We start from the raw sequence: 13,289 nt of genomic DNA, 5'->3' as shown, positions 1-13,289 counted from the left end.
CCCATTGCTTCACGCATCATTTTATCCTACGATAGCGCTTAAGTTGAAACCGCATGATTTTACTTTTTATTAAGAAAATACAAAAGCAGTAACAACTTAAATTTATACAACACAGAAACAGACAACAAGGAACTTGATCCAATGCGACAGGTATCTCATTCATTAGGCGCCAATCCTAGCTATGGCATTATTGGCAATGGTCGACTTGCGCGACATATACAATTTTATTTTAAGCTCAAAAATATCCCACATACGCTATGGCACCGTCAGCAAGCAGAACCTCCAGAAAATACGCTTGATCAAAGCGACATTATTCTACTGGCAATTAGTGACGATGCGATAGACTCATTTTTAGATAATCATCGACAATTGAATGATAAACTATGCGTGCACTTTTCAGGCACATTAGTAAGCCAAAATGCCTTATCATATCACCCTTTAATGACGTTTCCCTCACAACCATATGATTTTGATTTTTATCAAAAAATACTATTTGTTGGCGAGGAGAAGACACCCGCTTTTAGCACTATTTTCCCACAATTGACTAATCCATCTATTCAAATTCCTCAAGCAAAAAAAGCTTATTATCACGCGCTTTGTGTAATGGCGAATAACTTCACCACACTCTTATGGCAAAAGTTTTTTAATGAAATGACAACAACCTTTAATGCATCATTAAATGATATTAAACCCTATCTTAAACAAACACTGCTTAATATTGACAGCGATTATAACAACGCCCTAACAGGACCTTTAAAGCGCCAAGATTTGCAGACGATTAAGCGCAACTTAGAAGCACTTGAAGAAGATGGTTTTGTCAAAATTTACCAAGCATTTGTCGACGTCTATCAGGCAAATTTGGATAATAAAACGGGAGAGCAACATGAGCACGCATAACTTAATTAAAAAACAAAGCATTAGCGACCTTCAAAGCAAAAAGCTCAAGCAACAAAAGCTATCGATGCTGACTTGTTATGATTTTACTTTTGCGCAAATCATGAATGAGACAGCCATTGACATGCTGCTTGTTGGTGATAGCGGCGTGATGACGCAACTTGGCTATCCTGACACAACCCATGCGACAATTGATATGATGTGTTTTATGACACAAGCTGTTGTTAAAGGCGCGCCTGATAAACTTATCATTGCTGATATGCCATTTCTTGCACAACGCCAAGGTATAGCGCATGCCATACATTATGCCGACAGATTAATTAAATGTGGCGCCAATGCCATAAAGATCGAGGGCATTAATGGGCATCAAGAGGTTATTGCACATATTGTTGAATCCGGCATCCCCGTGATGGGGCATATTGGATTGACACCGCAATCAGTGCATAGCTTGGGTTACAAGGTACAGGGCAAAGATCAAGCAGCTGCCAAGAATTTAAAAGAACAAGCGCTGCAACTTCAAGAAATTGGCTGCTTTAGTCTAGTCATGGAATGTGTACCTAGTGAGCTTGCCAAGGAAATCAGTCAAATGCTTAGCACTCCAGTAATTGGGATTGGTGCTGGCAATGATGTTGATGGTCAAGTACTTGTTCTTCAAGATATGCTTGGCTTAAACAACAACCTTCAACCAAAATTTGTGCGCCACTTTCTCAATGGTTTTAGTGATATCAAAGCAGCATTTGACGCTTATCAGCATGCAGTACAGAGCTGTGACTACCCTAATAAGCAAGAAAGTTACGATATTAAAATTGCATAAACTAAGGACTTCTAATGAAGATTTTTAATGATATAGTCTCTTGGCAAACAATACGTCAGCACATTGCAACTAACAAGACTCTAGGTGTTGTAATGACTATGGGCGCACTGCATAAAGGGCACTTGAGTTTAATCAAGCAAAGCCAACAAGACAATGATTACACATTGGTAACCATTTTTGTCAACCCGACACAATTCAATAATCAAGGCGATTTTGACGATTATCCAAATACATGGCAACAAGATGTTGATCTACTGACGACGGAAGGTGTTGATTTTCTACTATCGCCACATAAAGAGATGCTTTATCCGGATAATTATAATTATCAAATCATTGAAAACCATTTAAGTCGGATATTATGTGGCTCTTCACGTCCTGGCCATTTTGAGGGAATGCTCACCATAGTAATGAAGCTGTTAAATATTGCTCAAGCAGACAATGCCTACTTTGGCGAAAAAGATTATCAACAATTTCAGCTAATCAAAGGCATGACACAAGCATTCTTTATACAGACCAACATCGTTAGCTGTCCAATTATCCGTGAAAAAGATGGACTTGCTTTTAGCTCAAGAAATTTACGTTTAAATAAAAGCGCTCGCAACAAGGCAGGCTATTTTGCCCAAACGATTCGTCAGAATCATGATATTGAACAAGTCAAGAACAAACTTATAGCCAACCATATCAAAATTGATTATCTAGAGGATATTGATAACCGCCGCTTTGCTGCAGTGATTATTGATGATATTCGCCTTATTGATAACCTCCCACTTGCTAAAATCATTCAGCTTACCAAGGAAAATGTATGAAACGCACACTATTAAAATCTAAAATACACATGGCAACTGTCACAGAAGCAAATCTTAATTATTACGGTTCAATCAGCATTGATCGCGCGCTTTGTAAAGAGGCAAACCTAATCCCTTTTGAGCGCGTTGAAATTTACAACTGTAACAATGGTGCACGCTTTGCCACCTACGTCATCTTAGGCGATAAAGGTGAAGTTTGTCTTAATGGTGCCGCAGCACGTCATGTCGCCACAGGGGACACCATGATTATTGCATCTTACGCTGAATATGAGACCCATGAATTAATCGATCACAACCCACATCTTGTCTTTGTTGATAAGCAAAATGACGTGATTGAAATCAAGCGCTATTTAGATTCTTCCATTAATCATTAGCTAGGGAAATCACAACGAAATATACTGCCCTTACCAAGCTCGCTTTGAATGCTCAATGATGCTTTATGGCGAATAAGCACGTGTTTGACAATTGCCAACCCAAGACCAGCACCTCCTGTTTCTGGGGAGCGTCCTTTATCCACGCGATAAAAGCGCTCAGTTAGGCGCGGAATGTGCTTTTGCTCAATACCTAAGCCCTCATCTTTGACATAAAAGTGCTTACCATGTTTATCCTGATACCAAGCAATCGTAATCCTTCCGCCATTTGGGGAGTAGCGTACCGCGTTGATAATCAAATTACTAAAACAGCTATTGATTTCTTTTTCATTGCCCTGAAGTGGCAACTTTTCGTCAATATCTAAAACAAACTGATGCTTATCTGTACCTAGTGTTTTTGTCGATTCGATAATTTCAATGAGCATTGGTGCAACATTCAACGTCTCTAGTTCACCTTTTTGCACTTGATGGCTTTGAACTTTAGATAATAATAACAAATCTTCAATAAGCCATTCAATACGCATCATTTGTTGCTGCATTTGCTCAAAATAAGGTAGCCATTGACTTAAATGCTCAGCAACATCTGGCTGCATCAATTCTAAATAACCGCGAATAACCGTCAATGGTGTGCGCATTTCATGTGAGACATTGGCGACAAAGTCTTGACGCATACGCTCAATATGGTGCCGAAAACCGGCATCTTGAGTAATAAGCAAGAAATGCTGGTCATAGGGAATAAGTACCACAGACAATATCTGATCGGGTGTTTTGGGTAATGGCAACTCAAAGGTGCTCATGTTTTTTTGTCGCAAATAAGTCAACAAAGCAGGAAACTCAAAAACTTCAGTAATGTTTTGCGTCAATTGCGCACTGGATAATTGAAAGAAATTTTTGGCCGGTTGATTAAACCATTGCATCACCCCTTCTTGGTCAATGATGACAACGGCATCAGTAATACCTTGAGCGAAAGTCTTTGCCCAAAGCAAGCCAATTTTATTGTGTTCATCTATCATCTTCATACAATCTCTTGATCAATGAGTTGATAACCCTCTCCACGAATCGCACGCAAATAAATATCATAATGACAGGAAGCTAAGAGTTTTCTAACTCGCGCAATATGTACATCAACGGTTCGTTCAGTGACTTCCTTATCTGTATCCCAAACGTGATCCAAAATACGTGCACGCGATAATGTTTTACCTGCATGTTTCATTAAATACGTTATTAACTTAAATTCAAGTCGCCCACATTTGATTATTTGCCCCTTACAGCTCAACACGTGACTTTGTAAATCAGCATTAAGCTCTCGAAAAGTGAGTTTTGATTTATCATCACTTACCCCCTTTGTCCGCTTTAACAAAGCTTGAATACGCATAATCAGTTCTTTAGGTGAGAATGGCTTAGTGACATAATCATCAACGCCCATACCAAACCCTCTTAAAACATCACCCTCCTCAGCCTTAGCCGTTAACATAATCACAGGTAAAGTCTCAAGCTGCTTGGTTTGCCTGATTTGCGCTAATAGCTTAATCCCACTGGTATCTGGCAACATCCAATCTAATAAGATCAAGTCAATACTAGAATCACTTATTAGTGCTTTTAATGCTTGCTCACCATTCTCAACCATGACAACATCGTATTGCTGTCGCGTTAATGTTAAATGCAATAACTGCCGTATTGGCGGTTCATCATCCACAATTAATATTTTTGCCATGTGATTATCAAGCCTCTACTGAACATTCACTGTCAAATCCTAACTTATATATAGCTAACCCACAAATGCTTTCTGTCAAAATTCTAGTGAGACAACCATCATAAGTCATATTAGAGTATTTAATAGCTCAGCATTTTAGTACATATTGATTTCATTATTTATTATGTTATAGTTTGGCGCTAAGGAAATGACGTTCTTCCGAAGTGTACAAGTGATTATCTCGAGCAAACACTTAAACTATCCTTTAAGATTGATGACGTCTATATAATGAGAACTTAAAGGAGAATTACAACGATGTTGACGTTATTATTAGTTGGTTTAGGTGGTGGTTTAGGTTCAATCAGCCGCTTTGGTTTATCTGAGTTTATTTACAAAGTATTTGGAAAATCCTTTCCGCATGGCATTTTGATTGTCAACATCCTAGGATGCCTTATTATTGGTGCATTGGCTGCTTTTTTTCAAAAAGAGCGCTTGCTTGAGCACTTTCTCACACCTCACTTTAGAGCCCTGTTAATCACCGGCTTCTTAGGTGGATTTACAACCTTCTCAAGTTTTAGTCTAGATGCCTTAACGCTTCTACAAAAAGGTGAATGGTCAAAGGCAATTATTTATATCATGCTTAGTGTTTTTATTTCGATGATTGCCGTTTTTGTTGGCTTTTATTTAGTTGAGAAGTACTAGGACTTATTTATTCACCCAGATTTTTAAGCGGAACCCCATTTTCTAAATTCTTTTCAATATGTTCAAGACTCACACCTTTTGTTTCAGGCACAAAGAACTTCAAGAAGATCATTGCTAAGATACAAAACCCTCCAAACACAAAGAATATCGAGGCATTACCATAAAGCTTCATAAAGCTTAATGCGTTTGCCATCACAACGCCTGCAAATGTCCAGTTCACCATTGTCGTTACGGTCATGCCAATTTCACGTCCCTTTAATGGGAAAATCTCGGCACAAATTACCCAAGCAACGGGCCCCCAAGAGCAGGCAAAACCAAAAATATAAACAACGGCTGACAATAATAAGACAGTTTTTGATAATCCACTAGGTGACGCATTACCTGCCATTGATAAAAAAGCAAAGCCCGCCGCAAACATTGACACCATCATTACGACCGCTCCAACATAAAGTAGTTTCTTGCGACCCCACTTTTCAATCCATTTAATTGCCGGGAAAGTAAAAAGCATATTAACCGTTGGAATAGCAAGAAGGGCTATAATTCCCGTCATACCGGCATAACCAAAGATGGTTGGCGCGTAGTAAATCATCATATTAATACCAACTAATTGTTGAAACATTTGCAATATCACGCCAACAATAAGCACTTTCCAGAAAAAGCCTTTAGAAAGCATATTAAAACCAACGCCTTTATTAATTGAAATGCTTTCTCTAATTTCATTGACCTCATCATCAATTTCCTGCTGTGATGAACGTACACGCTTTAGTACCGAAATAGCTTGAGTCTCTTTGCCTTTTAACAGCAACCAACGAGGACTTTCTGGCAAGAAAACACTTCCTAAAAACATGACAAATGCAAATATGACAATCACACCAAACATCAAGGTCAATGAAATTTCAACATGCCCTAACGCCTTGGCAATAAAGACATTTGTTACCGCGATTAAGAATATACCAATAGTAATCATTAGCTGGAAAAGTGTTGCCATACCGCCACGAATCGCTTTTGGCGCGGTTTCAGATAGATAAAGCGGCACGGTAAATGAAGCAATACCAACCGCAAAGCCTAAACCAAAACGACAAGCTGTAAGCACAGCCAATGGCGGTAAAAACGCTGAAACCAATGAAAAAGCAGTAAATAGAAAACCTGCTAAAACAAGTACTTTCTTACGTCCTAAGGCACGTGCAAATAATCCACTGAGCAAAGCGCCCAGAATACCTCCCCATGCTAAAACTGCCGAGTAATGTTCACCTTGTTGTGTCGTTAAACCATAAACATGGTCAATCGTTGATAATGAATTTGCAATAAACCCTTGGTCTAACCCAAATAATAAACCACCTAATGCTCCAATTAAGCAGATCATATAGACGAGTTTTTTATACTCTTTTTTTGCATTGACATTGACAGTCATTGAATTCTCCCCGTTTTTAACATTTACTCAAGAACAAGTAATAAAATAGTAAAAATATGTTAATGCAATATTGCAGCAATAGTTACACACATTGTCAATAAATTACTTACTTTATTGCGTAAAATAATTAAATCTGACTTGTTCTCATGATGAAAACTATTGCACGCATATAAAATATTTATCACATGAAATTCGTGAGTTTCTGTTTTTGGTCAAAAAAATCGAACTATTCTACGTAACCCAACAACTATGACAACCCTTTAGTCTCTTTGGCTCCCAAGCCCCCTTGACATTTGGCTGTTCTTTGCTTGTTAACTGCACTCAAAATGCGATATATTTGCCATGAATGAATTCCCTGCAAACACAACATAAAAAAGAAAAAGGTAACCAAATTATGCATAATTTTTTAGGTGCTATTGAGGCTGGAGGCACTAAGTTTGTCTGCGCAATCGGCACTGATAACGGAAAAATTCTACAACGCATTCGTATTAAAACTATTACACCTGAAGAGACCATGCCTGAAGTGATTGCGTTTTTTCGTGAGCATATGAACAAATACCCACTTAAAGCAATTGGTTGCGGGTCTTTCGGCCCCATTGATCCTGATATAAACTCTAGAACATATGGCCACATCACCCATACTCCCAAGCTGCCATGGCGAGATTATAATATCGTTAAAACCCTAGAAGATGAGTTACAAATCCCTGTTGCATTTGATACGGATGTCAATGCCGCGGCACTAGGTGAGCATCGTTGGGGTGCAGGCAAAGGGATTAGTGATTTGATTTATCTAACCGTAGGCACAGGTGTTGGCGGTGGCGCCATCGTCAACAATCAGTTAGTGCACGGCAGTGCTCATCCTGAGATGGGGCATATTTATATCCCTGTTGATTTAATCCACGATGATTTCAAGGGTATTTGTCCATATCATGAGCGCTGCTTAGAAGGATTAGCCTCAGGTCCAGCCTTAAAAACACGCTGGCAGGTTGAATCCGCTTTGGATCTTCCTGATAATCATATTGCTTGGGAGCTTGAGTCCGAATACCTATCGTACGCACTTGTAAACTATATGATGTGTTTTGTCCCTAAGCGCATTATTTTAGGCGGTGGGGTTATGAAGCAGCAACATTTATTTGAGAGAATTCACACTAAAGTAAAAGCAAAAATCAATGGCTATCTGAACAAGGAGTATTGTGATAGTATCCCATCGATTATTGTGCCGCCAGCTTTAGCAGATGATGCTGGCATTATGGGTGCTTTGGCTTTAGCTAGCACCGCTATAGGCGTCAGGTCAGAGGAAAGCTCACTTAATGCCTAAAAATCAACCAAATACATTCAAAAAAAATTAAATTTTAAGGTTTTAAAATGGATATAAATGAAGTAGGTAAAGTATATGAACGCCCTTGGGGAACATATCGCACAATTGAATTAGCGGAAGGCTATCAGGCAAAAATCATCACAGTAAGTCCTGGTGGGCAACTATCTTTGCAAAAGCATTTTAAGCGTGCTGAGCATTGGATTGTTGTTAAAGGATCGCCAACTTTCACCATTGGTGACACTAAGAAAATGTATCACGTCAATGACCACGTCTATATTGAAAAAGAAGAAGTGCATCGCATGGAAAATACAACCGATTCACCATGTGAAATTGTTGAAGTGCAGATTGGTAGTTATTTAGGTGAAGATGATATTGTTAGACTGGAAGATATTTATAACCGTTAATTAGTACCTGTTGATACCAAGCCAAAACTTTTAATCAGCTAGGATAAAAGTATATTTTTCAGGGTGTACGCTATACCCCCCTACGGTAAAACCAAATACAAATGTCCAACCTTTTGAATACAGTTAAATCTTTTTAAATAAAACCTTGTAATTTTTCTCTTAAGCGCAATCTATAGCGATCATGTTTTTACAAACCCAACCATTTAAGCGGGGAAACTATGTTAGAAATGAAAGGCACCACAATTTTGTGCGTGCGTCGTGGTGATGAAGTTGTCATTGGTGGCGACGGTCAAGCAACACTAGGCAATACGGTTGCAAAAGACAATATCATCAAAGTGCGTAAATTAAGTAATGGTAAAGTATTAACTGGATTTGCTGGATCAACAGCCGATGCATTTACCTTATTTGAAAAATTTGAGCAAAAGCTTGACTTCTATCAAGGCAACCTTGAACGCGCGTCCGTTGAAATGGTGCGTGAATGGCGTCTAGATCGTATGATGAGCAAGCTTGAGGCAATGATCATTGTCGCTGATGAAAATAAATCACTCTTGATCTCAGGCGTCGGTGATGTCATGGCGGCTGATGAAAAAGGCATTTTATCGATTGGTTCAGGCTCTGCTTTTGCTAAGGCCTCGGCACATGCCTTGGTCGATAACACCGATCTTTCGGCATATGAAATTGTTAAAAAGAGTCTTAATATTGCCGCTGATATCTGTATTTACACCAATCATAACTTAACCATTGAAAAGCTTGCTAACAAAGCAGCCGTATAATTGACTAAGGGGATAGAAACCATGTCACAAATGACACCTAAAGAAATTGTCAGTGAATTAGACCGCTTTATCATCGGTCAAAAAGATGCAAAAAAAGCCGTGGCGATTGCGCTTAGAAACCGCTGGCGCAGAATGCAGCTTGAAGATGGCATGCGCCAAGAAGTTACACCTAAAAATATTTTAATGATTGGTCCGACAGGTGTTGGTAAAACAGAGATTGCACGACGCTTGGCAAAGCTTGCCAATGCGCCATTTATCAAAATTGAAGCAACTAAATTTACTGAGGTAGGCTATGTTGGTAAGGATGTTGATTCAATCATCCGTGATCTAGCAGATATCTCAATCAAGATGTATCGTGAGCAAGAGAAAACCAAAGTCGCAGCACGCGCTGAAGAGTTGGCAAAAGAGCGTATATTAGATGCGCTATTGCCTGCAGCTCGTGAGAGCAAAGTAGGCTTTGCCAATGAACCCGTTGAAGTCGAGCAAAAAACTGAAAGTACAACACGTCAACTTTTCAGAAAAAAACTTGCCACAGGCGAGCTTAATGACAAAGAAATTGAAATCGATATTGCCATGGCAGCACCTCAGATGAATATCATGGGACCTCCTGGTATGGAAGACATGACCAATCAACTGCAAAGCTTATTTTCATCAATGGGTGATGAACGCAAAAAACGTCGCAAAATCAAAGTTAAAGATGCTTTGAAATTACTACAAGACGAAGAAGCTGGCAAGTTAGTCAATGAAGATGATATCAAGCTTAAGGCGATTGAAGCCGTTGAGCAAAATGGTATTGTATTTATTGATGAAATTGACAAAGTATGCAAAAAATCAGATCAGCGTGGTGGCGATGTATCACGTGAAGGTGTTCAGCGTGATTTATTACCATTGGTTGAGGGCTCAACAGTCACTACTAAACACGGCATGATCAAAACAGATCACATATTGTTTATCGCCTCTGGCGCATTCCATGTCGCCAAACCATCTGACTTAATTCCTGAGCTTCAAGGGCGTCTGCCAATTCGTGTTGAACTAAGATCACTTGAAGTTGAAGACTTCGTGCGCATTCTCACCGAACCTGATTATTCATTAATCAAACAATATGTTGCCCTACTAGGTACTGAAGGTATTGAAATCATCTTTGAAGAAATGGCTGTTAGGCGCATTGCCGAGATTTCATTTCGTGTCAATGAAGAGGTAGAAAATATTGGTGCTCGACGCTTGCATACCGTGCTAGAAAGGTTATTAGAAGAAGTATCCTTTGATGCCTCTGATCGCACTGAAAAAACCTTTAATGTTACCAGTGATTATGTGAACGAAAAGCTAGGTGATTTAGTCAAAGATCGTGACTTAAGTCAGTATATTCTGTAGCGCATTTGTACACTTAAGAAAAATTCGTTAATAAACGTATGAAAACTCAAAAAATACAATTGACATTAGGGCTTTAGTCCTTATAATCTGATCCTGTTCTGCGGGAATAGCTCAGTGGTAGAGCACAACCTTGCCAAGGTTGGGGTCGCGAGTTCGAACCTCGTTTCCCGCTCCAGTTGGCTGGGTAGCAAAGTGGTTATGCAGAGGCCTGCAAAGCCTTGGACACCGGTTCGATTCCGGTCTCAGCCTCCACAGAACAAGTCTTTGCCCGGGTGGTGAAATTGGTAGACACAAGGGACTTAAAATCCCTCGAGACTTAACTCTCGTGCCGGTTCGACTCCGGCCCCGGGCACCATCAAATTTACCCAATCATTTTATATAGTTACCATCTTGATGGTGATGGCTTAAATGGCTCATCAAAAAGTATTAGCGATATCCCTTACAGATTGTAGAAATCATTTAATGACAGTGTACTTTAATTGAACTGCATCAAACTCATACTTTTTAACATCTACAAGCTTTAAGTTGATATCTTGATTAACTCTGCCAAACAAAGCTTTACCTTCACCAAGAAGGGTTGGGACAACAGTTACTATAAGCTCATCAATTAACCCTTCATTCAGAAAAGACTGAATAATCAAAGCACCGTCAATATACAAATTATTAGCATCCATGATATTAAGTGATCCAATCAGTTCTTTTGGTGTTCCTGAAAATACTGAAACCTTATTCTTCAAAGCGTCAGGAACAATCACATCACTTCTAGCCATAACAATCACTCTTTTATTAGTGTATGGCCACTGATCAAACTCTAATACCTTATTAAACGAGTTTTTACCCAGTACGATTGTATCAATAGCTCTGATAAAATCAGCATAACCACAATCCTCATCAACAGGTAAAGAAGCATTAAACTTCATTAGCCAATCGATACCCCCATTTACTCTTGCAACATAGCCATCTAAACTCGTTGCGATAAAAACTGATAATTTCATGTTAAACACCCTTGAAAAAACTATGACTTAAAATAATACGGATAATACTTCGGCTCCCAAATAACTTGATCAATCTTGCGCCAAATATCATCAACATCTTGAGCGACACCATCCTCAATCGCCTGACGAGCTACAGCAAATGCCACCTGACGGCTAACACTATATGCTTCACTTAGCTTTGGTAATAACGCATCATCTTGGGTTGAGTAATTTGCTAATGCCTTGCATGCTGCCCATAGCATATTATCGGTAAAGCGCTTGGCAGCAATTGCAACAATCCCAAGACCGATCCCTGGGAAAACCAAGGCATTATTTGATTGCGCGATACGATAAACCTTGCCTTTATAGCCAACATCATCAAATGGACTACCTGTGGCAATAAGCGCACGCCCTTCAGTTAAACGAATAATATCCTGCGGCACACGCTCACAACGACTCGTTGGATTCGATAAGGTGAAGATAATCGGGCGATCATTATTCTCAGCCATAGACAAAATAACATCGTCTGTAAATGCACCAGCAACACCTGAACAGCCAATTAAGGTTGTTGGCTTTGCTTGTTTGACAACTTCCGAAAGCGTAATGCGTCCCTTATCATCAGCCCCCCACCCTTTAACCGACTCTCGCGCACAAGCATAGGGCCGTTGAAAGTCCATCATTTCTTGGTCATCAATTAATAAACCATCTTTATCAATACACCAGAAACGCTGATAAGCTTCTTCTTTTGTCAAACCTGAGTGCACAAGTGCTGCCACAATCTCATCGGCAATACCTAAGCCTGCCGTTCCTGCACCAAAGATCACAAATTTCTGATGATTAAACTTCAAGCCTGAGCGTTTTGACGCTGAGATCAAACCTGCTAACGCAACGGCAGCAGTACCTTGCATATCATCGTTAAAGCTACAAATTTCATTTTGATATTTTACTAAATTTTTACGCGCATTATCACGTCCAAAGTCTTCCCAATGTAGGAATGTCTCTGGCATTTCATCTTGAACTGCCTCAATAAATAACTGAACCATTTCATCATACTGCTCACCGCGCACACGCTGATGACGCCAACCAAGATATAACGGATCTTCTAATAACTTTTTATTATTAGTGCCTGCATCTAAAAACACCGGTAAATAACGCCCAGGATTAATACCCGCACACAGCGTATAAACCATCAGCTTAGCAACCGGTATTTCAATACCGCCAACACCTTGATCACCAATCCCTAACACGCCTTCCGCATCACTGACTACAAGAATATCAACATCTGAATTGGTACGATTACGTAGAATCTCGCGCATTTTATAGCGATCTGGATAAGCAATATAAAGTCCTCGAGGAGACAAGAATTGCTCGCTATAGCGCATCACTGCCTCACCAACTGTTGGTGTATAGATAATTGGCAACATTTCATTGAGGTTATCGCGCACTAATCGATAAAACAATGTCTCATTGATATTGTGCAAGTTCTTTAAAAAACTATAGCGCCCGATGTTACTCCTGAAAGATTTATACTGCTGATAGGCACGCGTTTTTTGCTCTTCCAATGATTCAATCTGGAAAGGTAATTTACCCAACAAGCCAAATTCTTGACGCTCACGCTCACTAAAGGCAGTCCCCTTATTTAAAGAGGCAAGCGTTAATAAACTCTTACCATGCAAATCAGTTTCAACCCACATTTCATTGCTTTCAGGGTTGCGTTTAAATTCAAATCTTTTTATTTTCTTCATCGCTATGTTTCTA

At 39.5% G+C, this 13,289-nt stretch carries 14 protein-coding genes and 3 tRNA genes; 12 read left to right on the top strand and 5 right to left on the bottom strand.

What is annotated here, in order from left to right:
• Positions 1-141: 141 nt before the first annotated feature.
• The 4 genes from ACZ5V8_RS01005 to panD are packed head-to-tail and all read left to right on the top strand — an operon-like array spanning position 142 to position 2,888.
• The gene (locus ACZ5V8_RS01005) at positions 142-897 is read left to right on the top strand and encodes a DUF2520 domain-containing protein (protein ID WP_440616831.1); all 756 of its coding nucleotides are present in this window, start codon (positions 142-144) and stop codon (positions 895-897) included.
• Positions 884-1,708, top strand: a complete 825-nt coding sequence (gene panB / locus ACZ5V8_RS01000) for a 3-methyl-2-oxobutanoate hydroxymethyltransferase (RefSeq protein ID WP_464218005.1) — start codon at positions 884-886, stop codon at positions 1,706-1,708. Before ACZ5V8_RS01005 ends, panB begins: the two co-directional genes overlap by 14 nt.
• A gap of 14 nt (positions 1,709-1,722) precedes the next feature.
• Positions 1,723-2,514, top strand: a complete 792-nt coding sequence (gene panC, locus ACZ5V8_RS00995) for a pantoate--beta-alanine ligase (RefSeq protein WP_440616829.1) — start codon at positions 1,723-1,725, stop codon at positions 2,512-2,514.
• Positions 2,511-2,888: an aspartate 1-decarboxylase gene (gene panD / locus ACZ5V8_RS00990; RefSeq protein WP_464218004.1), complete on the top strand. Its 378-nt coding sequence runs from the start codon at positions 2,511-2,513 to the stop codon at positions 2,886-2,888. The genes panC and panD overlap by 4 nt, the downstream gene beginning before the upstream one ends.
• On the opposite strand, the gene phoR is transcribed toward panD, so the two are convergent.
• Both phoR and ACZ5V8_RS00980 read right to left on the bottom strand, forming a co-directional pair.
• Entirely contained in the window at positions 2,885-3,904 is a 1,020-nt protein-coding gene (gene phoR, locus ACZ5V8_RS00985; RefSeq protein ID WP_440616826.1) for a phosphate regulon sensor histidine kinase PhoR, read from the bottom strand. The two genes, panD and phoR, sit on opposite strands and share 4 nt — an antisense overlap.
• The gene (locus tag ACZ5V8_RS00980; protein ID WP_440616825.1) at positions 3,901-4,599 is read right to left on the bottom strand and encodes a response regulator; all 699 of its coding nucleotides are present in this window, start codon (positions 4,597-4,599) and stop codon (positions 3,901-3,903) included. The genes phoR and ACZ5V8_RS00980 overlap by 4 nt, the downstream gene beginning before the upstream one ends.
• A gap of 294 nt (positions 4,600-4,893) precedes the next feature.
• Between ACZ5V8_RS00980 and crcB the strand changes: the two genes are divergently transcribed.
• On the top strand, positions 4,894-5,280 hold the full coding sequence (gene crcB / locus ACZ5V8_RS00975) for a fluoride efflux transporter CrcB (RefSeq protein ID WP_440616824.1): 387 nt from the start codon (positions 4,894-4,896) through the stop codon (positions 5,278-5,280).
• Positions 5,281-5,287: 7 nt separating this feature from the next.
• Here crcB and ACZ5V8_RS00970 read toward each other — a convergent pair whose 3' ends face one another.
• On the bottom strand, positions 5,288-6,691 hold the full coding sequence (locus tag ACZ5V8_RS00970) for a sugar porter family MFS transporter (protein ID WP_440616822.1): 1,404 nt from the start codon (positions 6,689-6,691) through the stop codon (positions 5,288-5,290).
• Positions 6,692-7,085: 394 nt separating this feature from the next.
• Here ACZ5V8_RS00970 and ACZ5V8_RS00965 point away from each other — a divergent pair, with 394 nt between their 5' ends.
• The 7 genes from ACZ5V8_RS00965 (at position 7,086) to ACZ5V8_RS00935 (ending at position 10,912) form a co-directional block, all read left to right on the top strand.
• Positions 7,086-8,009 carry an ROK family protein gene (locus ACZ5V8_RS00965; protein ID WP_464218003.1) on the top strand — a complete coding sequence of 308 codons (924 nt, stop codon included), beginning with the start codon at positions 7,086-7,088 and terminating at the stop codon, positions 8,007-8,009.
• A 47-nt stretch (positions 8,010-8,056) separates the two neighbouring features.
• The gene (locus ACZ5V8_RS00960) at positions 8,057-8,413 is read left to right on the top strand and encodes a phosphomannose isomerase type II C-terminal cupin domain (protein ID WP_464218002.1); all 357 of its coding nucleotides are present in this window, start codon (positions 8,057-8,059) and stop codon (positions 8,411-8,413) included.
• Between the two features lie 218 nt (positions 8,414-8,631).
• Positions 8,632-9,186, top strand: a complete 555-nt coding sequence (gene hslV / locus ACZ5V8_RS00955; RefSeq protein WP_440616583.1) for an ATP-dependent protease subunit HslV — start codon at positions 8,632-8,634, stop codon at positions 9,184-9,186.
• A gap of 21 nt (positions 9,187-9,207) precedes the next feature.
• On the top strand, positions 9,208-10,557 hold the full coding sequence (hslU, locus tag ACZ5V8_RS00950) for an ATP-dependent protease ATPase subunit HslU (RefSeq protein WP_440616584.1): 1,350 nt from the start codon (positions 9,208-9,210) through the stop codon (positions 10,555-10,557).
• A gap of 100 nt (positions 10,558-10,657) precedes the next feature.
• Positions 10,658-10,732, top strand: a tRNA-Gly gene (locus tag ACZ5V8_RS00945).
• Positions 10,733-10,735: 3 nt separating this feature from the next.
• Positions 10,736-10,809 (top strand) — tRNA-Cys (locus tag ACZ5V8_RS00940).
• Between the two features lie 14 nt (positions 10,810-10,823).
• A tRNA-Leu gene (locus ACZ5V8_RS00935) sits at positions 10,824-10,912 on the top strand.
• Positions 10,913-11,012: 100 nt separating this feature from the next.
• On the opposite strand, the gene ACZ5V8_RS00930 is transcribed toward ACZ5V8_RS00935, so the two are convergent.
• Both ACZ5V8_RS00930 and ACZ5V8_RS00925 read right to left on the bottom strand, forming a co-directional pair.
• On the bottom strand, positions 11,013-11,552 hold the full coding sequence (locus ACZ5V8_RS00930) for a dihydrofolate reductase family protein (RefSeq protein WP_440616586.1): 540 nt from the start codon (positions 11,550-11,552) through the stop codon (positions 11,013-11,015).
• 20 nt (positions 11,553-11,572) lie between these two features.
• A complete protein-coding gene (locus ACZ5V8_RS00925) occupies positions 11,573-13,276 on the bottom strand; it encodes an NAD-dependent malic enzyme (protein WP_464218001.1) in 1,704 nt (567 codons plus the stop codon).
• Between the last annotated feature and the right edge of the window lie 13 nt (positions 13,277-13,289).

The organism is Cysteiniphilum sp. GTC20157, assembly GCF_055396795.1.
The sequence above is the reverse complement of the archived record's forward strand: the minus strand, read 5'-3'. Positions and strand labels throughout refer to the sequence as shown.